Annotated in this window: 20 protein-coding genes; 8 read left to right on the plus strand and 12 right to left on the minus strand. The window is 75.9% G+C overall.

The window, feature by feature from the left end:
* Positions 1–6: 6 nt before the first annotated feature.
* The 4 genes from E5225_RS10310 to mraZ all read right to left on the minus strand — a co-directional run bounded on the left by E5225_RS10310 (position 7) and on the right by mraZ (position 4460).
* A complete protein-coding gene (locus E5225_RS10310; RefSeq protein WP_244243661.1) occupies positions 7–2100 on the minus strand; it encodes a peptidoglycan D,D-transpeptidase FtsI family protein in 2094 nt (697 codons plus the stop codon).
* 149 nt (positions 2101–2249) lie between these two features.
* Positions 2250–2663 (minus strand): cell division protein FtsL, encoded by a 414-nt coding sequence (ftsL, locus tag E5225_RS10315; RefSeq protein ID WP_135972474.1) that lies wholly within the window; start codon positions 2661–2663, stop codon positions 2250–2252.
* Entirely contained in the window at positions 2660–3664 is a 1005-nt protein-coding gene (gene rsmH / locus E5225_RS10320; protein ID WP_135972475.1) for a 16S rRNA (cytosine(1402)-N(4))-methyltransferase RsmH, read from the minus strand. Before rsmH ends, ftsL begins: the two co-directional genes overlap by 4 nt.
* Positions 3665–3986: 322 nt before the next feature.
* On the minus strand, positions 3987–4460 hold the full coding sequence (gene mraZ / locus E5225_RS10325; protein ID WP_135972476.1) for a division/cell wall cluster transcriptional repressor MraZ: 474 nt from the start codon (positions 4458–4460) through the stop codon (positions 3987–3989).
* 412 nt (positions 4461–4872) lie between these two features.
* Between mraZ and E5225_RS10330 the strand changes: the two genes are divergently transcribed.
* From E5225_RS10330 to E5225_RS10340, 3 genes are read left to right on the plus strand one after another with little or no spacing between them, the layout of a single operon-like run.
* Entirely contained in the window at positions 4873–5871 is a 999-nt protein-coding gene (locus E5225_RS10330; RefSeq protein ID WP_135972477.1) for an AAA family ATPase, read from the plus strand.
* Positions 5871–7136 (plus strand): DUF58 domain-containing protein, encoded by a 1266-nt coding sequence (locus E5225_RS10335; RefSeq protein WP_135972478.1) that lies wholly within the window; start codon positions 5871–5873, stop codon positions 7134–7136. Before E5225_RS10330 ends, E5225_RS10335 begins: the two co-directional genes overlap by 1 nt.
* Positions 7133–9454: a transglutaminase TgpA family protein gene (locus tag E5225_RS10340; RefSeq protein WP_135972479.1), complete on the plus strand. Its 2322-nt coding sequence runs from the start codon at positions 7133–7135 to the stop codon at positions 9452–9454. Before E5225_RS10335 ends, E5225_RS10340 begins: the two co-directional genes overlap by 4 nt.
* 164 nt (positions 9455–9618) lie before the next feature.
* Here the strand turns inward: E5225_RS10340 and E5225_RS10345 are convergent, their stop codons facing one another.
* The 3 genes from E5225_RS10345 to E5225_RS10355 are packed head-to-tail and all read right to left on the minus strand — an operon-like array spanning position 9619 to position 11750.
* Positions 9619–10023: a DUF3040 domain-containing protein gene (locus E5225_RS10345; RefSeq protein WP_135972480.1), complete on the minus strand. Its 405-nt coding sequence runs from the start codon at positions 10021–10023 to the stop codon at positions 9619–9621.
* A 36-nt stretch (positions 10024–10059) separates the two neighbouring features.
* Positions 10060–11307: a DNA polymerase Y family protein gene (locus tag E5225_RS10350; protein WP_135972481.1), complete on the minus strand. Its 1248-nt coding sequence runs from the start codon at positions 11305–11307 to the stop codon at positions 10060–10062.
* On the minus strand, positions 11304–11750 hold the full coding sequence (locus tag E5225_RS10355) for an SAV_6107 family HEPN domain-containing protein (RefSeq protein ID WP_135972482.1): 447 nt from the start codon (positions 11748–11750) through the stop codon (positions 11304–11306). Before E5225_RS10355 ends, E5225_RS10350 begins: the two co-directional genes overlap by 4 nt.
* Positions 11751–11911: 161 nt before the next feature.
* On the opposite strand from E5225_RS10355, the gene E5225_RS10360 reads away from it, so the two are divergent.
* Positions 11912–12802 carry a spermidine synthase gene (locus tag E5225_RS10360; protein WP_243738115.1) on the plus strand — a complete coding sequence of 297 codons (891 nt, stop codon included), beginning with the start codon at positions 11912–11914 and terminating at the stop codon, positions 12800–12802.
* A 100-nt stretch (positions 12803–12902) separates the two neighbouring features.
* Here E5225_RS10360 and E5225_RS10365 read toward each other — a convergent pair whose 3' ends face one another.
* The 5 genes from E5225_RS10365 to E5225_RS10385 all read right to left on the minus strand — a co-directional run bounded on the left by E5225_RS10365 (position 12903) and on the right by E5225_RS10385 (position 17693).
* A complete protein-coding gene (locus E5225_RS10365) occupies positions 12903–13106 on the minus strand; it encodes a cold-shock protein (RefSeq protein ID WP_135972484.1) in 204 nt (67 codons plus the stop codon).
* Between the two features lie 295 nt (positions 13107–13401).
* Entirely contained in the window at positions 13402–14337 is a 936-nt protein-coding gene (locus tag E5225_RS10370) for a proteasome assembly chaperone family protein (RefSeq protein ID WP_135972536.1), read from the minus strand.
* A 109-nt stretch (positions 14338–14446) separates the two neighbouring features.
* Positions 14447–14884 carry a response regulator gene (locus E5225_RS10375; RefSeq protein WP_135972485.1) on the minus strand — a complete coding sequence of 146 codons (438 nt, stop codon included), beginning with the start codon at positions 14882–14884 and terminating at the stop codon, positions 14447–14449.
* A gap of 20 nt (positions 14885–14904) precedes the next feature.
* The gene (locus E5225_RS10380; RefSeq protein ID WP_135972486.1) at positions 14905–16479 is read right to left on the minus strand and encodes a sensor histidine kinase; all 1575 of its coding nucleotides are present in this window, start codon (positions 16477–16479) and stop codon (positions 14905–14907) included.
* Complete coding sequence (locus E5225_RS10385) at positions 16476–17693, minus strand: PP2C family protein-serine/threonine phosphatase (RefSeq protein WP_135972487.1); 1218 nt, start codon at positions 17691–17693, stop codon at positions 16476–16478. Before E5225_RS10385 ends, E5225_RS10380 begins: the two co-directional genes overlap by 4 nt.
* A gap of 192 nt (positions 17694–17885) precedes the next feature.
* On the opposite strand from E5225_RS10385, the gene E5225_RS10390 reads away from it, so the two are divergent.
* The 4 genes from E5225_RS10390 to E5225_RS10405 all read left to right on the plus strand — a co-directional run bounded on the left by E5225_RS10390 (position 17886) and on the right by E5225_RS10405 (position 24014).
* Positions 17886–20132: a HelD family protein gene (locus tag E5225_RS10390; RefSeq protein ID WP_135972488.1), complete on the plus strand. Its 2247-nt coding sequence runs from the start codon at positions 17886–17888 to the stop codon at positions 20130–20132.
* Positions 20133–20294: 162 nt separating this feature from the next.
* Positions 20295–20978, plus strand: a complete 684-nt coding sequence (locus E5225_RS10395) for a DUF4956 domain-containing protein (protein WP_135972489.1) — start codon at positions 20295–20297, stop codon at positions 20976–20978.
* Positions 20975–21826 carry a polyphosphate polymerase domain-containing protein gene (locus E5225_RS10400; RefSeq protein WP_243738116.1) on the plus strand — a complete coding sequence of 284 codons (852 nt, stop codon included), beginning with the start codon at positions 20975–20977 and terminating at the stop codon, positions 21824–21826. Before E5225_RS10395 ends, E5225_RS10400 begins: the two co-directional genes overlap by 4 nt.
* A gap of 91 nt (positions 21827–21917) precedes the next feature.
* Positions 21918–24014 carry a CotH kinase family protein gene (locus E5225_RS10405; RefSeq protein ID WP_135972491.1) on the plus strand — a complete coding sequence of 699 codons (2097 nt, stop codon included), beginning with the start codon at positions 21918–21920 and terminating at the stop codon, positions 24012–24014.
* Positions 24015–24025 lie beyond the last annotated feature (11 nt).

Raw genomic sequence — 24025 nt, forward strand, 5'->3', positions numbered from 1 at the left:
CGGTCGTCACCACGTGGTCGGGTGCAGCGTCGCCGGGGCCCCTGACGGCGCCACGCCGAGCTGCTGCAGCGCGTACTGGGTGATGGAGCTGAACAGCGGTGCGGCGACCGTGCCGCCGTAGATCGACGTCTTCGGGTCGTGCAGGATGACGGCCGTCACGACCTGGGGGTCGTCGGCCGGCGCGACGCCGATGAACGACGACGTGTACCCGCTGGGGTTGAACTTCTGCGCCGTGCCGGTCTTGCCGCCCACGCGGTACCCGGCGATCGCGCCGCTCGACCCCGTGCCGGCGGCGACGGTGCTCTCCATCATCGACAGCACGGTCGCGGCGGTCTCCGGGGAGACGACCCGCGTGCCCTCCGGCTGCGCCTCCGGCACGTACGTCCCGTCGGCCCGGGTCCACCCCGCGATGAGGTGCGGCTCCGCGCGCACGCCGCCGTTCGCGATGGTCGCGAAGACGTTCGCCGCCTGCAGCGCGTTGACCGAGAGCGCCTGCCCGAAGAGCACGGCGAACTCGTCGCGTCCCTGCCAGTCCTCGGGGGCGCGCAGCAGACCCGCGGACTCGCCGGGCAGCTCGATGCCGGTGCGGGACCCGAAGCCGAAGGCGGTCATGTACCGGTGGCGCTGCTCCTTGGTCAGCCGCTGGCCGATGAGGATCGTGCCGACGTTCGACGACTCGGCGAAGATGCCGGTCGACGTCAGCCGCTGCACCGCGTGGTCGTGCGAGTCCTTGATCGTCTCGCCGTGCGGCGTCCGCCACCGGTCGGCGACCTCGAACTGGTCGGTCGGCGCGACGAGGCCCTCCTCCAGCGCCGCCGCCATGGTGACGACCTTGCTCGTCGACCCGGGCTCGAACACCTGGGTGAGAGCGGGCGACAACGCGTCCGCGGCGCGCTCGCCCGGGTCGTTCGGGTCGATCGACCCCGAGTCGGCCAGCGCGAGCACCTCGCCGTTCGGCCGCATGACGACGAGTGCGCCGCCGGTCGCGCCCGTCGCGGCGACCTGCGCCTCGAGCTCTGCCTGTGCCTTGTACTGCAGGTCGGACTTGATCGTGAGCTGCACCGAGTCGCCCTCACGCGCCGGCGTGCCCTCGGACACACCGCCGGGGATCGGCTGACCACCGCGCCCGCGCTCGTAGCTCTCGTGGCCGGGGACGCCGCGCAGGCGCTCGTCGAGCGTGAGCTCCAGGCCCTGCAGCCCCGTCCCGGACGAGTTCACGAAGCCGATCATGTTCCCGGCCACGGCACCCTTGGGGTAGACCCGGTCGGCGACCTTCTCGACGTTGACGCCGTCGATCCGCAGCGCGCGGATCTCGCGCGCCACGTCGGGCAGGACGTTCTTCTGGAGGACGACGTAGGGGCGGTCGCCGACGAGCGTGCCGCCGAGCTCCGCGGCGTTGCCGCCCAGCAGCGGCGCGAGCCGTGCCGCGACTCCCGCGGGACCGTCGAGGCCGTCCGAGCCGCGGGCCACGTACTCCGCGATCTTCGGCTGGTTGACGGAGATGGTGTACCGCTCGACCGACGTCGCGAGCACCACGCCGTCCGCGTCGGTGATCTCGCCCCGCGCACCCAGCACCTGGTAGCTCGCCATGCGCGCGGCGCGCGCCTGCTCGGCGATCTCCGGGCCCTTGAGGACCTGCACGTACACGAGGCGTCCGGCGAACAGCACGAGGAGCAGCACGAAGGTCATGACGAGCGCCAGCACGCGGCCCCGCGACGCGGGCTGCACCGGCTCCGCCGGCGGGAGGCGCAGACCCGACACGGTGGCCGGCGGGCGCGTCGACGTGGCGCGGGCGGGCGTGCGGGGCACGGGGCCGCGCGTCGTGGCCGGGGTGGCGGCCCCGCGGGCGGCGGAGCCGCGCGCGGCAGTAGCGCGCGGGGCGGCGGAGCCGCGCGCGGCAGTAGCGCGCGGGGCGGCGGAGCCGCGGGCGGCAGTAGCGCGGGGGGCGGCGGAGCCGCGCGGGGCGGTGGCGCGCGCGGACGCCGTCCCACCGGCGGGGACGGAGCCTCGCGGCACGCGCGGCGGCACCGCAGCCGCGCGGCGGCCGTTCGGGTCCTGCACCGGCCCGCGACGCGGGGTCGTGCCGGTGCGCTCGCTCACGCCGCCCACGGTGCCACGCACTGCTGCGCCGTCCCGGGCGACGCGCCCGGGCGTCGCCCGGGCGGCGGTCGGGCGTGCGACACCCGGGCGCGGAGCCCGCGTGCGGGCGGCCCCCGTGGGGGTCGCCGCGCCGGGGCGCGCGTCCGTGCTCATCCGCCCGCGGGCGCCGGCGCCCCCTGGACGCTGCCGTCCGCCAGGCGCAGCCAGCCCGTCCCGTTGGCCTCGACCATGCCGAGCGCGGTGGCCGCCTCGGCGAGGCGTGCCGGCGAGGACCGGGAGTCGAGCGCGGCGACGAGGTCCTTGCGGTCCTGGTCGAGCCGGCCGAGCTCGTTGGAGAGCTCGTAGCGCTCGAACGCGAGGGACGCCATCTGCGTGTTCAGCAGGAGCGCCGTCAGCAGGGCACCGGCGAGGACGGCCATGCAGGCGATCACGAACGGCACGCGGGAGCGCGCCTGCTCGGGGGCGCGCACGACCCGGAGCCGGGGCGCCGGCGCGGCCGCCGGGCGGGCGGGCAGCGGGTACGCACGCGCGGTGCGTGCGGCGCTGGCAGGCAGGGCGCTCATGCGGCTCTCCTCGCGGTACGCAAGTGGTCGGGCGTGGGACGGGTGCGCTCGGCGGCGCGCAGGCGGACGGACTGGGACCGGGGGTTGCGCGCGAGCTCCTCGGCGTCGGCCTCCTCGGCGCCCCGGGTCAGCAGGCGCAGGTAGGGCGCGTGCGTCGCGGGCTCCACGGGCAGGTCGGGCGGGGCGCTGGACGTGGCGCCCACGGCCAGCGCGCGCTTGACCAGGCGGTCCTCGAGCGACTGGTAGGACTCGACGACGATCCGGCCTCCGACCGCGAGCGACTCGATCGCGGCCGGCAGCGCGCGCTCCAGGGCGGCGAGCTCGCCGTTCACCTCGATCCGCAGCGCCTGGAAGGTGCGCTTCGCCGGGTGCCCGCCGGTCTTGCGGGTGGCGGCGGGGATGCACGCGCGGACGATGTCCACGAGCTCGGCGGTCCGGGTCAGCGGCGCCTGCGCGCGGCGACGGACGACCGCCTCCGCGATGCGACCCGCGAACCGCTCCTCGCCGTAGACGTGCAGCACCCGTGCGAGGGCGCGCTCGTCGTACGTGTTGAGCACGTCCGCGGCCGTCAGGCCCCGCGTGGGGTCCATCCGCATGTCGAGGGGCGCGTCGTGGGCGTAGGCGAATCCGCGCTCGGTCTCGTCCAGCTGGAGCGAGGACACCCCGAGGTCCATGAGCACGCCCTGCACGGACGGCAGCCCGAGGCGGTCGAGCACGTCCGGGATCTCGTCGTACACCGCGTGCACGGGCGTGAACCGGTCGCCGAACGGCGCGAGCCGTTCGCCGGCCAGCGCGAGCGCCTGCGGGTCCCGGTCGATGCCGACGACGCGGACCTCGTCGAACGCGCGCAGGACGCCCTCCGTGTGACCGCCCATGCCCAGGGTGGCGTCGACCATCACCGCCCCCGGCGCCGTCAGGGCCGGGCCCAGCAGGTCGAGGCAGCGCTGCAGGAGGACGGGCGTGTGGCGGGACGACGCGTCGGCAGCGGTCGGCTCGCCCATGGCGCTCCTCCTCCTGCTCGTGCCTGCGTGTGTGGTGCGCTGTCGTCGATCGCTCGTGCGGGCGTGCTGTGCCGCGGACCGGGGTCCGCGAGGTGTCGGACCGAGAGGTCTCGGTCCGCGAGGTGTCGGCCGGGCGGACCCTCCTCCGTCCGGCCAGATCCCCCACCGACCTCTCTGGCGCCGGGGAAGTGCGTCAGAGCGGACGGGAGGAGGTCTCGTCGGGCGGAGCAGGGTGTGCGGGGCCGCGCCACCGGCGGGAGTCGTCGGCGGCGGGGTGCGTGCGGGTCGGGTGGGGCGGGCGCTCGGTGGGTCGGCGGACGGCTCAGAACGGGCCGTTCGGGAAGACCTCCTCCGTCGTGTCGGCGTATCCCGCCTCCTGCTCGGACAGGTAGGTCTCCCACGCGGTGAGGTCCCAGATCTCGACGCGGGTGCCGGTGCCGATGACGGCGACGTCCCGGTCCAGGCCCGCGTACTTGCGCAGGACCGGCGGGATGGAGATGCGTCCCTGCTTGTCGGGGAGCTCGTCGCTGGCCCCGGACAGGAAGACGCGGAGGTAGTCACGGGCCTGCTTGCTCGTGACCGGCGCCGTGCGGAGCTGGTCGTGCATCCGGCGGAACTCGTCCATCGGCAGCAGGAACAGGCACCGCTCCTGGCCGCGCGTCATGACGAGCCCCGGCGCGAGCTGGGGCCGGAACTTGGCCGGGAGGATGAGCCGGCCCTTGTCGTCGAGGCGCGGCGTGTACGTCCCGAGGAAGGGCGCGAAGGAACCGAAGGCGCCGGTCGAGTCATGCGACACCTCACTCCCTTCCTCGGCCCGTCCGTGGGTTCCCCGATGCGGGTGAACCGGTGCGGAGAACCGGTCGCTCCCGGTCTCTCCATGTGCCTCCACGGTACTCCACTTCGCTCCACACGGGCCCCGTGAAAGTGCCAAGTTCACCCTGATGACGGACGTCGCCCCAGGTCACACGCGTGGAGCGAAGTGGAGGTGAAAGCGCATCCCCGACGTGTCGCACATCCGCGACGCGTTCGATCGCGTGGACGAACCGGGCGAACGGCGGGCGATCCGGGCACCGGCGACGCGGACGCGCGGGCCCCGTGGAGGGAGGTGGAGGGCACGGGCCGCCGACGGTGGAGGGAAGTGGGGCGGACCACCACCGGATGTGGCGTGCGCCACGTACGCTCGTGCCAGTCCGTCGAGGGAGTCGCACATGCAGGCACTGCCGTCACCGGACGAGCTCGACGGGCTCGTCGCGGTCACCAGCCGGCTGCGGGCCGGCATCGAGTCCGTGGTCACCGGCCGGCCGGAGCTCGTCCGGGTCTCGCTCGCCGTCCTGCTCGCCGAGGGCCACCTGCTCCTCGAGGACGTCCCGGGCGTCGGGAAGACGACGCTGGCCAAGGCGATCGCGCGCAGCATCGACGCGCCCGTCGGGCGCATCCAGTTCACGCCCGACCTGCTGCCCAGCGACCTGACCGGCGTCAGCATCTTCCGGGCCCAGACCCACGAGTTCGAGTTCCGGCCCGGCCCCGTCTTCGCGCACGTCGTCATCGGCGACGAGATCAACCGCGCCTCCCCCAAGACCCAGTCCGCACTGCTCGAGTGCATGCAGGAGGCGCAGGCCACGGTCGACGGGCGCACGTACCCGCTCCCCCGCCCGTTCCTCGTCGTCGCGACGCAGAACCCGGTGGAGATGGAGGGGACCTACCCCCTCCCCGAGGCGCAGCGCGACCGGTTCATGGCCCGGCTGACCGTCGGCTACCCGAGCGTCGACGCCGAGATCGCGATGCTCGACCAGCAGGAGACCGCCGATCCGCTCGAGCGGCTGCGGCCCGGCACCGACGCCGCCGAGGTGGGGCGCCTGATCGACGTCGCACGTCGCCTCTACGCCGCACCGGGGCTCAAGCGCTACGTCGTCGACCTCGTCGCCGCGTCCCGCCAGGACCCGGGCCTGCGGCTGGGTGCGTCCCCGCGTGCGGCGATCCAGCTCCTGCGCGCCGCCAAGGCGCTCGCGGCGATGGGCGGGCGCAACCACGTGCTCCCCGACGACGTGCAGGAGCTCGCCGTCCCGGTGCTCGCCCACCGCCTGCTGCCCAGCACCGAGTCGCGGCTGTCGGGCCGCGCGACGCAGGACGTCGTCTCCGACATCGTGGCCCGCACCCCCGTGCCGTCGCTCGACGCGCCCGCCCGCGTGCGGCGCGCACTGGGCTGATGCGCCTGCGGCCGACCGTGCGCGGCTGGGCACTGGCAGCGGCGGCGCTCGTCTCGCTCCAGCTGGGCGTGTCGCTCGGCTCGCTCGACCTCGTCCGCGCGGGCGTCCTCCTGCTGCTGCTCGTCGGCGCAGCCTTCGCGGCCGTCGCGCTGGGCGACCCCGCACGCGGCCGACGGCGGCTCGACGTCGTCCGCGAGGTCGCCCCGAACCCCGTGCACGCCGGTGCGGAGGCGCAGGTGCGCGTCGACGTCCGCGCGCTCGACGGGGGCGGACGGGCGCGGCTCGCGGGCCTGCGGTTCGCCGAGCAGGCCGCCGTCGAGCTCTCGGGAGGGCGCGCGCTGCGCGCACGCGTGCGCCGGGCGGCCGACCACGTCGCCGTGACCTACCCCGTGCGGACCACCCAGCGCGGCCGGTGGCCCCTCGGGCCGCTCGTCGTGACCCGCACCGACGTGTTCGGCGTCGTGCGGGCGCGCACGACGCTGGGCGAGGAGTCCGAGGTGGCCGTGTGGCCCGCCGTCTCGGCCCTGCCCGCACCCGGCGACGTGCTCGTCGGCGAGCCGGACCGCGTCGCGCTCGGCGCACGCTCGCCCTCCACGGACGACGCCAACCTTCGTGACTACCGGGAGGGCGACGACCTGCGGCGCGTGCACTGGCGGTCGAGCGCACGGCGCGGCGCGCTGGTCGTGCGCTCGGACGAGCGCGCAGGCATGCGGCCGGTGACCGTGCTCATCGACCTGCCGGTACGCCAGAGCACCGTGGAGTGGACGATCTCCGTCGCCGCGTCCATGGCGCTCGCGATGCTCGACGGCGGGCACCCGGTGCGGCTCGTCGGCGCGGGCATCGCCACGGGGTCCGGTCCGGGAGCCGCCGGCGCATCGGGCTTCGTGCACGCGCGCAGCGGGCCGGAGGCGCGCGCCGCGCTGCTCGACGCCACGATCGACCTGGAGCCCGCGCGCTCGTCGGCCGCGGCGGACGCCCACCTGCTCGACGCCGCCCGCCTGCTGCACACGGCCGGAACGGACGGCGAGATCGTCATCGCGGTGCTCGGGCCCCTGTCGGCGCCCGCGCGCGCCGCGCTCGCGCACGTCGGCGACGCCGCACACGGCTGGGCGCTCGTGCAGGCGGACGGCCGGCACGCCGCCGACAGCCGCGACGCGCAGCACACGCAGGCCGCACTGGTGCGCGCGGGCTGGCGGGTCGCTCCGGCGACGACGGGCGAGGACGCCGTCGCGTGCTGGATGCGCCTGCTCGGGAGCGCACGGTGAACCGGCCGCAGGGACCGGAGCAGGGCCTGCGCGCCGTCGTCGGCTCCGCGCTGTGCGTGGCCGCCACGTGGGCGAGCCTCCTGGCGCTGGGCGGCCTCGTCGTGGGGCGACGCTGGTTTGTCGTCGCCTGCGTGGCCGTCCTGCTGGTGGGCGCCGCCGCGGCCGCCGCCCGGGCGCTCACGCGCGTGTGGTGGGCGCCGACCGCCGTGGGCGCCGCCGTCGCCGCCGTCGGCGTCGCGCTGCGCTACGGCGCACCGCCCGGACGCCCGCAGTTCCTGCCCGACCCGGGCGCGTTCCGCCGCGCGTGGGCGCTCGCCCGCGAGGGCGTCGCCGTCGTCAACGACTCGTTCGTCCCCATGCCGGACGTGCGCCCCGGCGAGATGCTCGTCGTCGTCGGCGCCATCGGCGTCCTGCTGCTCGTCGACCTCGCCGTGCTGGGCCTGCGCGTGCCGGCGGTCGCCGGCCTCGCACTGCTCGCGCTGTGGGTGCCCGCGATCGTGCTGGGCTTCCCCGCCGGCGCGGCACCGGTGTTCTGGACCGGCGTGGTGTACCTCGCGCTGCTGGCGTTCGGCGCCGCCCCGCAGCACGCCCACGCGGGGCGTCGCCGTCGCATCGCGACCACCGGCGCGGGCGCCGGTCTGCTCGCCACCGTCGCGCTCGTCGCCGGACCACCGCTCATGGACGTCCCCGGGTGGGCGTCCGTGCGCCTCCCCCAGCTCGGGGCGGCGCCCGTGGGCCCGCTCGAGCTGAGCGACCAGCTCGACCTCCGCGAGAGCCTCGGCGCACGCTCGGCGCAGGAGGTGCTGCGCTACCGCGTCACGGACCCCACCGCGGGGCCCGACGAGGCGGCGGAGGGCGGCGCGGACGACACCGGACCCGTCCCCACCGCCTCCGCGAGCGGCCCGGCCGCGCGAGCCGTGGACGCACGGCTCGTCGGTCCCTTCCGGGCGTTCACGCTCGCGTCGTTCGACGGACGCACGTGGGACCGCGTCGAGCCGGAGGAGCTCCGGGAGTGGGACCGGTCCCTGCTGCTGTCGTCGGACCCCGAGGTCGCCGGCACGGTCCCCGACGCCGCGGCCGGCACGCTGGCCGAGGTCGACGTGGTCGTCGGGACCCTGGGCGAGCGGCGGCTGCCGGTCAGCACGCACCCGCGGACCGTCCAGGTGCCGGGCGTCTGGGGCTGGGACGCCGAGCGTGACGAGGTCGTCGGCGAGGACGCCACGGACGCGGACCTGGCGTACTCCATGCTCGTGCAGGTCCCCGAGCTCACCGCGGACGAGCTGCGCGCCGCCCCGGTCGGCAGGCCGCGGGACGCCGACCTGTACACGGCGGTGCCCGAGACCGAGCACCGCGAGGACGTCGAGCGCGTCGTCGCCGAGATCACCGCGGAGGCGCAGACCCCGTACGCCCAGGCGATGGCGCTGCAGGGCTGGTTCCGCTCCGCGACCAACTTCGCGTACGACACGCGCGTGCCACCGGCCCGGACCTCCGACGCGGTCTGGGACTTCCTCGAGTCGCGGCGCGGGTACTGCGTGCAGTTCGCGACGGCGATGACCGTCATGGCGCGGATGCTCGACATCCCCGCCCGCGTGGGCGTGGGCTTCCTGCCCGGCGAGCGGGCCGAGGACGGCACGTACGTCGTCACCGGGCGCCTCGCGCACGCGTGGCCCGAGCTCTACTTCGAGGGGCAGGGCTGGGTCCGGTTCGAGCCGACTCCCGCGTCGCAGACGGGGGCCCCACCCGCGTGGGCGGACCCGTTCACGGGCGTCCAGGCCCCGAGCACGATCCCGGAGGAGTTCGCCGGCGGTCGCGCGACGCCCGGGCCGGCCGCCGGCGCGACCGCGCCCGCGGCGCCGGCGCCCGCGACGCAGGACGAGGGGGTCCCGTGGCAGGCGGTCGCCCTGACCGTCGCCCTCGGCGTCCTCGTGCTCGGCGGGGCCGCGACGCTGCTCGTCATGTCGCGGCGCGGACGCCGCGCGCTCGCGACGACGCCCGAGCACGCGTGGTCGACGCTGCGGCGGGAGCTCGCCCGCCTCGACGTGGAGTGGTCCGACGCGACGACGCCACGCGGGGCGCTGCACGACGTGCAGCGGACGCTGGTCCTGCGCACCGAGTCGACGCTCGACGGCGCGGCGCTCACGGCGTTCGAACGGCTCGTGGCCGCGGTCGAGGGCAGCCGTTACGCCCCGGCACCGCCTGCCGTCGACCCCGCCGAGCTGGACGGGTGGGTGGCGACGGTGCGCGGCCGGGTGGCGGAGCTCGTCGGCGACCGCCCGCCAGCCGGCGCTGGGGCCCGATCGGCACGCGGCCGCTCCTGACCGGTCCACCCGGACGAACGCGGGCGGCCTCTGCGGTGGCGTCCCGACGGGTGCCCTGACGCGACGACGCCGTCGGCTCGGGAGCCGACGGCGCACCACGGGCAGGCCGACCGGGACTCGCCGGTCACGCCCGGTCGGGTCCGGTCAGGACGTCAGGTGGACCGTCAGCGACCACCCTCGTTCCGGCGGCGGTCCCAGCGCTCCTCGAGGCGGGACATGAAGCCCTGCTTGCGGCCCGCCGGCCGCCTGGCGGCCGCGGGCCGGACGGTCCCGTCGGGCCGGACCGCGCCCTGTGGTCCCGACCGCGGGCTCCGCGGGGTGGCGAAGGCGAAAGCCACGGCGGCGAACATCACGACGAAGCCGATGGCACCGAGCCACGGCAACGACGACGCGGCACCGACGACCAGCAGCAGGAGGCCGACGACGGCACCAGCGCCGGCGACGACGTACCGCGTGACCGGGCGACGGCCACCGCGGTTGGTCAGCGTGTTCGCGAGCCGAGGGTCGTCAGAGGTCAGCTGACGCTCCATCTGCTCGAGAACGCGCTGCTCGTACTCGGAGAGAGGCATGGCGACCCCCGTCGCACTCCGGTGGACTATGGGTGTTCAGGATATGTCGGCTATGACGATGGTGGTAGTCGAGCGCTGCGCCGGGCGAGCGACCGGAGCGGGTGAGACTCGCCACGCCGCCGGGCCGAGGGCCCCACGAGCACCCGTCGGCGGCACCCGGACCGACGGCACCGCCTCGTCCGCCTCCCCCGCGCGGGGTGCGCGGACCGTCGACGGGACGTCCGTCAACCCGCACACGGAGACGGCGAGGGACACCGGGACGGCGTCCCAGGCGACGCCCGCGAGCAGGGCGCGCGCGACCAGGTAGAGCTCCCGGGCGCTCCCGGACGGGGTGTCGAGCGTGCGGGAACGGGTGAGCTCCGCACCGTCCGACGTCCGGACGGTGAGCACGACCGTCCGGCCGGCCTGCCGCCGCGCGTCCAGCGCGCGGCCGCACGCGCGTGCCGCCTCCCGCACGTGCTCCTCGAGCGCGGCCCGGCGCCCCGCCGCGTCCGCGCACGCGACGGCCGCACGGACCACCGGTTCCGCCGGTGCGCGCGGCGTCGGCACGACCGGACGGGGGTCACGGCCCCAGGCCAGGTCCTGCAGCCACCGCGCGGTAGCCGGCCGACCCAGGCCCCGCAGGCTCGCGGGCGACGCGTCGGCGAGCTGAGCCAGACCGCGGATGCCCTGGGCGGCCAGCGCCGCCTCCAACGGGCCGTCGACCTCGGCGAGCGCCGCGACGGGGTGCGCGCGCAGGAACCGGGCGGTCGCCGCACGCGGCACGAGCAGCACGCCGTCGGGCCGGGCGGACCGCCCGGCGAGCCGCGCGACCACCTTGGTCGCGCCGATGCCGACGGACGAGCCGACGCCGTACCGCTCGCGGAGGCGGTCACGGACGGTCCAGGCGATCCGGGTCGGCGGCCCGAGCCGCCGCCGGGCGCCGCCGACGTCGACGTAGGCGGCGGCCGTCGTCCCGACCGGCTCCACGAGCGCCGTGACCTCCTCCAGCACGGCGAGCAGACCGTCCCGCACGGCCGCGACCGCGACCGGGTCCACCGGGACCACCACGGCGTGCGGGCAGCGCGCCAGCGCGGCACCGAGGTCGTCGCCTCGCCCGACGCCGAACGCGCGGGCCTCGGGCGACGCGTCGTGCACCATGCCCCCCGCGCCGACGAGCACGGGCAGTCCCGTGAGCTGCGGCCGGCGCGCGAGCGCGACCTGGACCGCGGGCGCGTCCACCTCGACGTGCAGGACGTGGCAGCCGTCCTCCGCGGGTACCGCCCGCGCCGGGGCGCCCGTCACCGGGACGCCGCTGCGTGCGCCGGCACGTCACCCGCGCGGTCCGCGAGCAGCGCACGCGCCGCGTCGACGAGGTCCTCGGCAGCGCACAGGGCGCGCTCCGCACGCGCGTCGGACACGAGCTCGAACCGGCCCGCGTCCACCGCCGAGCGCAGCGCCGCCGACTGGGCGAAGAGGGCCGAGTGCGCGTGCAGCTCGGGGGCCACCGCGTCGAGCATCCCCCACACCGTGCGCGGCGCCCCGCGCCCCGACGGCCGCCCGCGAGCGGCGACCACGGCCGCACCGGCCCGCAGCGCGGCGAGGTGCGCGTGCGAGAACATCTCCCACGGCTCACCCGAGAACTGGGCGGCGAGCAGCTCGGCGTCCGCCCGCGCCAGCAGGTCGGCGGTCTGGGGCGGCAGCACGGTCGTCGCTCCGGGCCGCAGGACGCTCACCGGTCCGGCCATCGCACCCACCTCCCGTCGCGGCGGAACACCCGCCGACACCATGATCGAACAAGTGTTCGATCGACGCAAGACCCTGCACGGCCGGCGTCAGCCGCCGGTTACCGTGAGCCGTGGCCCGTCGTCCCGCATCCTCCCGCCGACCACCGACACGCGAACCCGACGTGGCGCCCTGGCCCGTCGGGCCCGTCGCCGTCGCGACCGGCACGGCGCAGGTGGTGCCCGAGCCGGGCCGGCCACGTGCCGCCACCCTGCTCGTCAACGGCGTGCCCAGCTCGTTCGTCGACCTCGACGACCCCGACCTGCTCGACTTCGAGTACATGCAGCAGATGGCGGCCGTCGTCGACACGTTCGCCGCGCGGCGCCCTGACCCGGCCGTCCTGCACCTCGGCGCGGGCGGCTGCGCGCTCGCGCGGACGCTCGCCCACCGGCACCCCGGTGCGCGCCAGCTCGCGGTGGAGCTCGACGGCGAGCTCGCGCGGCTCGTGCGGGCGTGGTTCGCGCTGCCACGTGCGCCACGGCTGCGCCTGCGCACCGGTGAGGCGCGCACGGAGCTGGCCGGCATGGCCGACGCCTCGTGGGACGTCGTCGTGCGCGACGTGTTCGCCGGGGACCGGACGCCCGAGCACCTGACGTCCGCCGAGGTCGCGCGTGACGTCGCGCGCGTGCTCCGGCCGGGCGGCCTGTACCTGGCCAACTGCGCCGACCGTCCGCCGCTCGCGCTGGCGCGCGCGGAGGCCGCGACCCTCGCGACCGTCTTCCGGTACGTGGCGGTGGTCGCGGAGCCCGGGCAGCTGCGCGGCCGGCACTACGGCAACCTCGTCCTGGCGGGGACCGACGAGGACGGGCTGCTCGACGACCCCGGCCTCGCGCGGACGCTGCGCACGCTGCCCGTGCCCGCGCGCGTGCTCGTGGGTGCCGACGCGCGCGCGTTCGTCGGCCGGGCGGCACCCCTGCGGGACGCGGACGTCGCGGCGCCGCCCGTCGACCCCGGCGCGGAGGCGGGCGACGTCGCCGCACCGGACGCACCGGCGGCCGCGGACGTCTGCGCCTGACCCGCCCCACCGCGCGGGACGACGACGGGGCCGCACCCCGTGGGTGCGGCCCCGTCCTCACGTCGCCGGGCGGTGCCCGGTACCGCTCACGACGCTCCGGTCACAGCGGACGGACGTTCTCCGCCTGCGGACCCTTCGCGCCCTGCGTGATCTCGAACTCCACGCGCTGCCCCTCGTCGAGCGAGCGGTAGCCCTGCGAGTCGATGGCCGAGTAGTGGACGAAGACGTCGGCGCCGCCGCCGTCCTGGGCGATGAACCCGTAGCCCTTCTCGGCGTTGAACCACTTGACCGCACCCTGTGCCATGTCGTGCTTCCTTCGCGTCCCACCGGTGACCGACGCGAGCCTTCGTGCCCGCGCCGCGCCGCAATGCCTCACGTCCTGCACCGGGTGGTCCGACCCAGGGGGCCGGCGGTTCCGCACTGCGCCCCGACGGGCGACCACGGGCCCGGTCGAGCGTCCGTACGTCACTGCAACGGCTGCATCCTTGCACCAACGGTGTGGCGTACGCCACGTCGTCGGACGCCCGTCCGCATCCGAACCGCAACGATCCGGTCACGACGGCCGCGTGCGGCGCCGCACGCCGGCGACGCTCCGCGCGTCAGCGCTCCGGGCCGTCGTCCGTCTGCTCGGCGAGGAAGCGCTCGAGCTCCGCGCCGATCTCCTCGGCGGTCGGCAGGTCCGTCGCCTGCGCGAGCAGGCTCGTGCGACCGATGCTGCGGGTGAACGCGTCGTACTGCTCCTCGAGCGCCTCGACGACGGACGCAACCTCGGGCGCCTGCGCGACCTGCCGCTCCACCTCGCGCATCGCCTCCTCGGCCGCGGGCTGCAGCGCCGCGACGGCCAGGTCCAGGCCCGTCGCACGCTCCACCTGCCGCAGGGCGGTGACGCCCGCCGTCGGGTACGCGGACTGCGCCAGGTAGTGCGGGACGTGCACCGCGAACCCGACGGCGTCGTGGCCCTGCTCGCCGAGGCGCAGCTCGAGCAGCGCGGCCGCACTGGCGGGCACCTGGACGGTGCCGAAGAACGACTGGTGGTCGGCGACGAGCTCGGCGCGGGTCGCGTGCGCGGTGACCGACGTCGGTCGCGTGTGCGGCACACCCATCGGGATCCCGTGCACGCCCACGACGAGCGGCACCTCGAAGCGCTCGACGACCTGGCGGACGGCCGACGCCCACCGCTCCCACTGCGTGTCCGGCTCGACGCCGTGCAGCAGGAGGAACGGCACGCCGGCGGCGTCCTCGAGCACGTCCACGACCAGCTCGGGCGCGTCGTACTCGGTCCACGTGTCACCGTCGAACGTCATCACCGGACGGCGCGACCGGTAGTCGAGGAGCTGGTCGACGTCGAAGGTGACGAGCCGCTCGCCCGTGCCGGCCGACAGCAGGTGGTCGGCCGCGACCTGACCTGCCTGACCGGCGTCGACGAAGCCGCGGACCGCGTGCAGCAGCACCGGGCCCGTGCCGCCCGCCGTGCGCGCGTCCAGGCGCTCGGCGACCTGCGCGTCCACGTCGTAGATGCCCCGGGGGTCCAGCATGTCGCTCCACTCACTCACGTCGTCGTCCTGTCACGGGGTGCAACGCCGCAGGGCCCGCGGCTCTTCCCGCGGCGGGCACGTCGACGCCCCGAGGCCTCGACGGGCGCGCTCAGCGACCCGGCAGCCGCACGACCTCGACGAAGAACTCGTCGATCTGGCGGACCACGTCGATGAACCGGTCGAAGTCGACGGGCTTGGTGACGTACGCGTTCGCGTGCAGCGAGTACATCCGCAGCACGTCCTCCTCCGCCTCGGACGTCGTGAGGACGACGACGGGGATGGACCGCAGCGCCGCGTCGGACTTCAGGGCCTCGAGGACCTCGCGCCCGTCCATCCGCGGCAGGTTGAGGTCGAGCAGGATGAGGTCGGGCGTAGGGGCGTCGGCGTGCTCCCCCTGCTTGCGCAGGAACTCGAGCGCGCTGACGCCGTCGGAGACGACCGAGAGGCGGTTGCGGACCTTGTTGTGCTCGAACGCCTCGCGCGTCATGAGCACGTCGCCCGGGTCGTCCTCGACGAGGAGCACCTCGATCGTCTTCTGGTCCGCCACGTTCCGCTCCGTCCGTCCCCTCACGGGGTGTCAGCCCCGGCGGCCGCGGGCAGGGTCAGCCGGATGGTGGTGCCCTCCCCCGCCGTCTCGGGGATCCAGATGCGACCGCCGTGGAACTCGACGATCTTCTTGCACAGCGCGAGGCCGATGCCGGTGCCCTCGTAGACGTCCTTGGCGTGCAGCCGCTGGAAGATGACGAACACCCGCTCGGCGTACTGGGGGTCGATGCCGATGCCGTTGTCGCGGCACTCGATCTCCCAGGAGTCTTCCACGCGGCGCGCGCTGACGTGGACGCTCGGCACACGGTCCGGGTGCCGGAACTTGACCGCGTTCCCGACGAGGTTCTGGAAGAGCTGGACGAGCAGCGGCTCCTCGCCGCGCACCACCGGCAGGTCGTCGTGCGTCACCACGGCGCCGGCGTCCTCGATGCGCTCGTCGAGCTGGTCGACGGCGCGCTCGAGCGCCTTGCCGAGGTCGACGTCGACGACCTCCCCACCCAGGCGGCCGACGCGGGAGAAGCCGAGGAGGTCCTGGATGAGGCGCTGCATGCGCTTGGCGCCGTCCACGGCGAACTCGATGTACTGGTCGGCGCGCTCGTCGAGCTGGCCGCCGTAGCGCTTCTGCAGGAGCTGGGTGAAGCTCGCGACCTTGCGCAGCGGCTCCTGCAGGTCGTGCGAGGCGACGTAGGCGAACTGCTCGAGGTCGCGGTTGGACCGGCGCAGCTCCTCGGCCTGCTCGGTGAGCCGGTCGTGCGCGTCGGCGATCTCCGTGCGCGAGCGGCGCAGCTCGGCGAGCTGCGCCACGAGCGCCACGCGCATCTGCTCGACGTCGTGCGCGAGGGCCTCGATCTCTCCCGGGCCGTCCGAGGCGACGTGGTGCTCGAGGTCCCCCTCGGCGACCGCCCGCGCGTCCGCGGCGAGCGCGTCCACGGGGGTGACGACCCAGCGCCGCAGCGCGACCCAGATCAGCACGCTGACGACGACCGACGTCAGCACGACGGTCGTGATCAGGGCGGCGGACAGGTTGGTGAGGCGCTCGAGCTCGGAGACCGCGTCGGCGCGCACGCCCCGCAGCCGGTCCAGGTACCCGCCGACGCCGGCGCGCACCTCGTCGAAGTAGACGCGCCCCGCCTCGATCTGCGCGGGCGTGACGGACGCCGGGCCCTCCGCCTCGATCTGCGCGATGAGCGGCTCGGCGTACTCCGAGTACCAGGCGCCCGCCGCTGCCACCGCGACCTCGTACGCGTCGACGATGCCGTCGTCGCCGGAGATCTCCGCGACGGCGAGCGCGGTCGCGCCGAAGTCGGAGTCCGACTCGAGGGAACGCTCGTACGGCTCGAGCGTCACCGGGTCGCCCGTGAGCGCGTAGCCCCGCAGCCCGGTCTCGGCGTCCACGAGGGAGACGAACGCACGGTCCGTCTCCGTCACGGCGTCGAAGTACTCCTCCGTGACCGCGCCCTGCAGGTCCAGCGTGCGGACGAACACCGTCGCCGTGAGCAGGACGACCAGGCCGAGCACGAGGCCCGCGGAGGCGAAGAGCCCGCTGAGCCGCCGGCGCAGCGTCATCGCGGGCTGCGCCGTGACGGCGGCGCTCATGCGCCCCACCCGACCAGCACGACGGCGGCGTCGTCGACGAGGTCGCCGCCGTGGCGCGCACGGACGGCGCCGATCAGGTGGCCGAGCACGGGGTCCTCCTCCTGGCCGCGGACCGGCACGGGCGCACCGCTCGTGGCACGCAGCGTCGCGTCGGTGAGCTCCATCAGCCCGGCCTTGCCGAGCCGTTCGCCGCCGGGCCCCACGGTGGCCTCCAGCAGCCCGTCGGTGTACATCAGCACGCGCCACGACGCGCCCAGGTCCAGCCGGCGCGCGGGCCACCCGCCCCCGACGGGGATGCCGAGCGCCCGGCCGCGCGAGTCGGCGGGCAGCAGCCGGGAGTGCTCGCCGAGCAGCAGCGGCACGGGATGGCCCGCGAGATACAGGTCCGCCGAGCGACGGTCGGGCGCGATGGCGAGCATCGAGACGGTCGTGAAGACCTCGGGCCGTGCCCGCTCGGCCTCGAGGACCCGCTCGAGCAGCACGAGCACCTCGCCGGCCGGCACGTCGGCCAGCACGAGGGTGCGCCACGCGGTGCGCAGCGTGGCCCCGAGCGCGGCCTCGTCCGGCCCGTGCCCGCACACGTCGCCCACGATGGCGAGCACGCGCCCGTCGGGGCGCTCGACCACGTCGTAGAAGTCGCCGCCGAGCAGACCGTCGCGTCCCGCGCGGTAGCCGACCCGCACCTCGAGGCGCGGGTCCGCCAGCACGGGACGGGGCAGCAGAGCCCGCTCGAGGCGCGTGGTCTCCGCCGCGCGCACCAGGCTGCGGTACAGGGCGCGGTCGGTGTCCTCGAGGCGACGGCGCTGGACGGCGTAGCGCACGGCGCGCGCGAGGCTGTCCCCCTCGACGTCGCCCTTCATGAGGTAGTCCTGCGCGCCGACGGCGAGCGCGGCGAGCCCCGCGTCGGTGTCCGTGAGGCCGGTCAGCACGACGATCGGGGGCGCGCCGGCCGCCAGGACGCGCTCGAGCGCCCCCAGGCCCATCGCGTCGGGGAGGCCGAGGTCGAGCAGGACGCAGTCGACGTCGAGGTGGGCGAGCGCCTCGTCCACCGAGCGCGCCCAGACGATGCCGCCGGCGAGCCCCGCGTCGGCGAGGTGCTCCTGGACCAGCAGCGCGTCGCCCTCGTCGTCCTCGACGAGCAGGATGCGCAGCCCGGCGTCGACGTCGGCGCGGCCGCGCAGGTCGTCGTGCGACGTGGCCGGGGAGGTCGTCAACGCCCGTCCTTCCGCAGGTCTGCCCGCCTGGTGCGGGATCGGCAGGGAGAACTGTAGGGCAGCGCTCCGACGGCGGGGCACCCGGCCGCCGACACGCCCCGGGCGCCGCACCGCACGGGCGGGCCCGTGGGAGCGGATAATGGACGGCCGCCCGTGCGCCCGCACGGCCGGACGACGGGGGTGAGCGCGCAGGTGGCTGGGAGCGACCGGGAGCTGGACGGCGAGCAGAGGGTCGTCGACGGGCTGTACGCGCGCCTCGACGAGCTGCGCGCGCAGGCGCGCCGACGCCTCGCCGACGTGCGCCGTCAGCGGCCCTCGGGCTCCCCGCAGAACCGCTCGGAGCGGGACGCCTTCGCGACCCTGTACGAGGACCGGGTGGCGCAGCTCGAGGCCGTCGAGGACCGGCTCGCCTTCGGCCGGCTCGACCTCGTCGAGGGCGAGCGCCGGTACATCGGCCGCATCGGCCTCAACGACGACGAGCAGACGCCCCTGCTGACGGACTGGCGCGCGCCCGCCGCGCAGGCGTTCTACCGCGCGACGTCGGCCCGGCCCGACGGCGTGGTGCGCCGCCGCCACCTCGTCACCGCGGGCCGTCGCGTCACGGGCGTCGAGGACGACGTGCTGGACCTCGACGCGTTCACCGCCGCGGGCGCCGACCCCGACAGCCTCTCCGGCCTGTCCGGCGAGGGCGCGCTGCTGGCGGCGCTCGCCGCCGGGCGCACGGGACGCATGGGCGACATCGTCGCGACCATCCAGGCCGAGCAGGACGCGATCATCCGCTCGGAGCTCAGCGGTGCGCTCGTGGTGCAGGGCGGCCCGGGCACCGGCAAGACCGCCGTCGCGCTGCACCGCGCGGCCTACCTGCTCTACAACCACCGGCGCCTCCTGGAGCGCTCCGGCGTGCTGCTGGTCGGGCCCTCACGAACCTTCCTGCGCTACATCGACCAGGTCCTGCCGTCGCTCGGGGAGACGGGCGTCGTGACCGCGACGGTCGCCGAGCTCGTGCCCGGGGTCGAGGCGCGGGGAGTCGAGGACGACGCCGTCGCGGCGGTCAAGGGCCGCGCCGTCATGGCGCGCGTCGTGGCGCGCGCCGTGCGCCAGCGCCAGCGCGTCCCTGCGGAGCCGGTGCGGGTGCGGATCGACGGGCGGACGGTCGTCGTGCGGCCCGACGACGTCGCCGCGGCGATCGCGCGCGCGCGCCGCCAGCACAAGCCGCACAACCAGGCGCGCGTGACGTTCGTGCGGGACATGCTGTCCCGGCTCGCGGAGCAGTACGTCCAGCAGCTCGCGTGGGACGTCCCGGCGGAGGACCGCGCCGAGATCGTCGAGGACCTGCGCACGACGCGGGAGATCCGCATCGCCCTGAACCTCGCGTGGATGCCCCTGACGCCGCAGGGGCTCCTCACGGACCTGTACACGAAGCCGCACCGCCTCGAGGCGGCCGCACCCGAGCTGTCGCCGGCCGAGCGCCGCAGCCTCGCGCGGCCCGCGGACGCGCCGTGGACGCCCGCCGACGTGCCGCTGCTCGACGAGGCCGCGGAGCTGCTCGGCGAGGACGACCAGGCCGCGCGGGCCCAGGCCCGCGCGGACGCCGAGCGCCGCACCGCCGAGGTGGAGTACGCGCGCAACGTGCTGCGCTCGACGGGTGCGGACGACATGGTGTCGGCGGAGGTGCTCGCGGACCGGTTCGCGAGCACCGGGCCGAGGCTCACGACGGCGGAGCGCGCCGCCGCCGACCGGACGTGGGCCTACGGGCACGTCGTGGTCGACGAGGCGCAGGAGCTGTCGCCGATGGCCTGGCGGGCGCTCCTGCGGCGCGTCCCGACGCGCTCCCTGACCATCGTCGGCGACGTCGCGCAGACCTCGGCCGCCGCGGGTGCGCACGACTGGGCCCGCACGCTGGACCCCGTGCTGCGGGGCAGCTGGCGCGTCGCCGAGCTCACGGTCAACTACCGCACGCCGCGGACGGTGGCGGAGGCCGCCCAGCGGGTCGCCCGCGCCGCGCGGCTGCCCCTCACCCCGCAGACGTCCGCACGCGAGGTGCCGGACGCGCTGCGGCTGACCCGCGCGGCCGACGACGCCGCGCTGGTCCCCACGGCGGCGGCCGCCGCGCACGCGCTCGCGACCGAGGTGGGCGGAGAGGCCGGAGCGGGGCGGACCGCGGTGATCGCGGTCGGTGCGCGCACCGCGGCGCTGCTCGAGGCGCTGCGCGGCCTCGGGCGGACGCCCCCGACCGGTGACGTGGTCGACCTCGACGCGCCGCTGGTCGTGCTGACGCCGACGCAGGCGAAGGGGCTCGAGTTCGACGCGGTGGTGCTGGTGGAGCCGGCGGAGGTGCTGGCGGCCTCCGGGGGCGACCTGTACGTCGCGATGACGCGCCCGACCCGCGTGCTCGAGGTCGTGCACTCCCGGCCGCTGCCGACGGGGCTCGCCGACTGAATCTGGCAATTCCTGGAAAACGATGTCGATATCGTTATGGAAATCGTTTAGCACGTTGACCCCGTGCGCGCCCCGCACGCAATGTCCCTGTCGTTCGCACACCGTCCACCGGCAGTTCACCGGGCGGACGGCTGGACGCCACTGCAGGGGGTGCACCGCGTCATGGACCGACTCGTGCTCATCGCCGCCGACCTGGTGGCCGTGGCACTGCTCACGTGGACGTACTTCCGCCGCCACCGCCGCCGCGACCTCGTCGTGGCGTTCATCGGCGTCAACGTGGGCGTCCTCGCCGTCGCTGCGTCGCTCGGCTCCGGCGGCGTCGGCGCCGGGCTCGGTCTCGGCCTCTTCGGCGTGCTCTCGATCATCCGGCTGCGGTCCACCGAGATCGGCCAGCGCGAGGTCGCGTACTACTTCGCCGCGCTCGCGCTGGGGATCCTCGGGGCGTTGCCCGCGCCCGAGCCGTGGCAGGGGCCCGCGCTCATGGCGTTGCTGCTCGTCGCCGTGCTCGCCGCGGACCACCCGCGCCTGCTGCAGCGCCACCGCCGCCAGGAGCTGGTGCTCGACGGTGCGCACGTCGACGAGGTCGCGCTCGTCGCGCGGCTCGAGGGCCTGCTCGGTGCCCGCGTGCACACGGTCAGCGTGCAGCGCGTCGACCTCGTCGACGACACGACCTGGGTCGACGTCCGCTACGAGGTGCTGACGCCGCCGTCGGGGCGTCGCCGCACCGGACGGCGGGCCGGAACGCCGGTCGTGCGCACGAGCGCACTCGCACGCACCGCGACGTCGTCCCCCGGCGCGGCGCCCGCGGGCACGTGGTCCGGTTCCGCGCCCGGGACGACCCCGTGACGGCCGCGACGGCCGCCGCCGCGGTCCTGCCGGCGCGCGGCCTCGCCGCCGCCCCCCGACCCGACCGCGCCGCGCTCGCCGAGCCCCTCGCCCGGCTCGGGACCGTCGGGCTCGACGCGCTCGTCGCCACCGCCGCGCTGCAGACGCGGGTGGACCGCAAGTACCTGGTCCCGCTCGACGCGGTCGAGGCGCTGCTGCGGGGGCTGCCCACGGACGCGCGCGTGCTCCGGATCGGCGACCTGCGCGTCTTCGACTACGAGTCGGTGTACTTCGACACACCGGACCTGCTCGCGTACCGCCTCGCCGCCCACCGCCGTCGGCAGCGCTTCAAGGTCCGCACCCGCACGTACGTGGACTCGGCGGCCTGCTGGCTCGAGGTCAAGACCCGCGGCAGCCGCGGGACGACCGTCAAGGAGCGGGTGGAGCACGCGCTCGAGCACCGCGCCGACGTGGCGCCCGGCCGCGCGTTCGTGTGCGCGACGCTCACCGCGCGCGGCGTCGTCGGCGCCGACGACCTCGTGCTCGCGCCGGTGCTGGTCACGCGGTACGCCCGCGCGACCCTGCTGCTGCCGGGCACGGCGAGCCGGCTCACCGTCGACGTGGACCTCACGTGGGACGACGGACGCACGCCGCTGCACCTGCGGCGCCTCGCGGTGGTGGAGACCAAGAGCGGGTCGACCGCGTCCGCCGCCGACCGTGCGCTCTGGTCCCTCGGGCACCGCCCCGTGCGCATCTCGAAGTACGCCACGGGGCTGGCGACCCTGCGGCGCGAGCTCCCCGCGACCCGGTGGAGCCGCACCCTGCACCGGCACCTGCTCCCCCACGCCACGCCGCCCGACCCGCGCTGACCGTCCTGCTCACTGCACCCGCCCGCACCCGACACCGCCGTCGTCCCGCCGGCACCGCACGCGGCCCGTCCCGGGCCGGAGGAGGCTCGTCATGCCGCACCCCGTCCGTCGCACGCTCGCCGCCGCCGCCGTCGTGGCGGCCCTCGTCCTCCCGGCGGGCGCGCTGCCCGCGTCCGCCGGACCCGGCCGGGCCGCGCCCCTGCCGGCCGCCGTCGACACCGGCCTGCAGGGCGACGTCACCTTCTCCGTCCCGCCCGGCACGTTCACGGGCGAGGTGTCCGTCGCGCTCGGCACGGCCGTCACGGGCGCCGTGGTCCGCTACACGACCGACGGGTCCGCCCCCACGGCGTCGTCCCCCGTGTACGCCTCCCCCCTGCGGCTCACCCGCAGCACGGAGGTCCGGGCGCAGGCGTTCAGCGGCGGCACGCCGACCGGTGAGCCGGGCACCGCCCAGTACGTCGCCACCGCCGTGACGACGGCGCACGACCTCCCGGTGCTGCTGCTCGACTCCTACGGACGCGGCCCCGTCGCCGACGACTACCACTCGGTCGCGGCCATGGAGTTCCAGCCGGCGGGCGGCACGACGTCGCTCACCGCCGATCCGACGCTCGTCGGCCGGGCCGGGTACCGCCTGCGCGGGCAGTCCAGCCGCATGTTCGACAAGAAGCCGTACCGCCTCGAGCTGCGCGACGCGCAGGACGACGACCTCGACCTGCCCTTCTTCGGCATGCCCGCCGAGTCGGACTGGGTGCTGCGCGGTCCGTACGCCGACAAGTCGCTCGTGCGCGAGGCCCTCGTGCTCGACCTCGGGCGCGAGATGGGCCTCGCCGTGCCGCGGTACCGGTTCGTCGAGGTCTACGTCAACGACGACGCCGCTCCCGTCGCCGCGGACGACTACCGGGGCGTCTACCTCCTGCTGGAGACCATCAAGAACCAGAAGGACCGCCTGGACCTCAAGAAGCTCGACGCCGACGACGTCACGGCCCCCGCGGTCGAGGGCGGGTACATCCTGAAGTTCGAGTGGAAGGCCACGGAGGGCCCGACGCTGTCGTGCGCCGGCGCGACGGCCACCTGCTGGACCGACCTGGAGGTGCACGACCCCGACGACCTCGTCGCCCAGCAGCGGGCGTACATCACGGCGTACGTGCAACGACTGCACGACGTCCTGCACGGGCCGGGGCGCGCCGACCCGGCGACCGGGTACCCGTCGCTCATCGACGTGGGCTCGTTCGTCGACCTGGTGATCGTCAACGAGCTGAGCCGCAACATGGACGCCTACTACCGCAGCCTCTACCTGTACAAGGACCGCGGCGGGCTGCTGACGGCGGGCCCGCTGTGGGACTACGACCTCACCTTCGGCGTCGGCGGGTACTTCGGCAACGAGCAGACCGCCGGGTGGCAGTACCAGCAGACGCGCCAGCCCGTGGCCACGGACTGGTTCACGATCCTGATGGCGGACCCCGCGTTCGCCAACCGCGTGCGCGCACGCTGGCAGGAGCTGCGGCGCGGACCGCTCTCGGACGCCGCGCTGCGCCAGCGGGTGGCGACGCTGTCGGCACAGGTGGAGAACGCCGCGGCGCGGGACGTGCGGCGCTACCCGCGCCTGACGACCCGCATGGTGGGCCCGTTCATCACGTCCACCACGGGCACGTGGCGCGGGCAGGTGCAGGAGGTGCAGGACTGGGCGCTGCGCCGGGCGGCCTGGCTCGACGGCCCGCAGGCATGGGGCGCGGCCGCGACGCCCGTGCCCACGCCCACGGCCACGCCGACGCCGACGCCGACCCGGACGCCCACTCCCACACCGACACCCACACCGACACCCACACCGACGCGGACCGCGACTCCCACGGCCGGCCCGACCCCGACGGCCACGCCCACGTCCGCGCCCGCGGGGTGCACGGCGACGTTCCGTGCCGTGTCCCGGTGGCCGGGCGGTTTCCAGGGCGAGATCACGGTCACGGCGGGCACGGCGGCCGTGGCGGGGTGGACGGTCGGCGTGACGCTGCCCGCCGGCACGACGCTGTCCCAGGCGTGGAACGCGACCGTGACCGCGTCGGGCAGCACGCTGCAGGCCCGCGACGCCGGCTGGAACGCCGCGCTGCGACCGGCCGCCTCCACCAGCTTCGGGTTCCTGGCCACCACGTCGGGAGGCGAGGGCACACCGGCCCTGACCTGCACGGCGCGGTGACGCGGCGGCGG

The organism is Cellulomonas shaoxiangyii, assembly GCF_004798685.1.
Taxonomy (GTDB): Bacteria; Actinomycetota; Actinomycetes; order Actinomycetales; family Cellulomonadaceae; genus Cellulomonas; species Cellulomonas shaoxiangyii.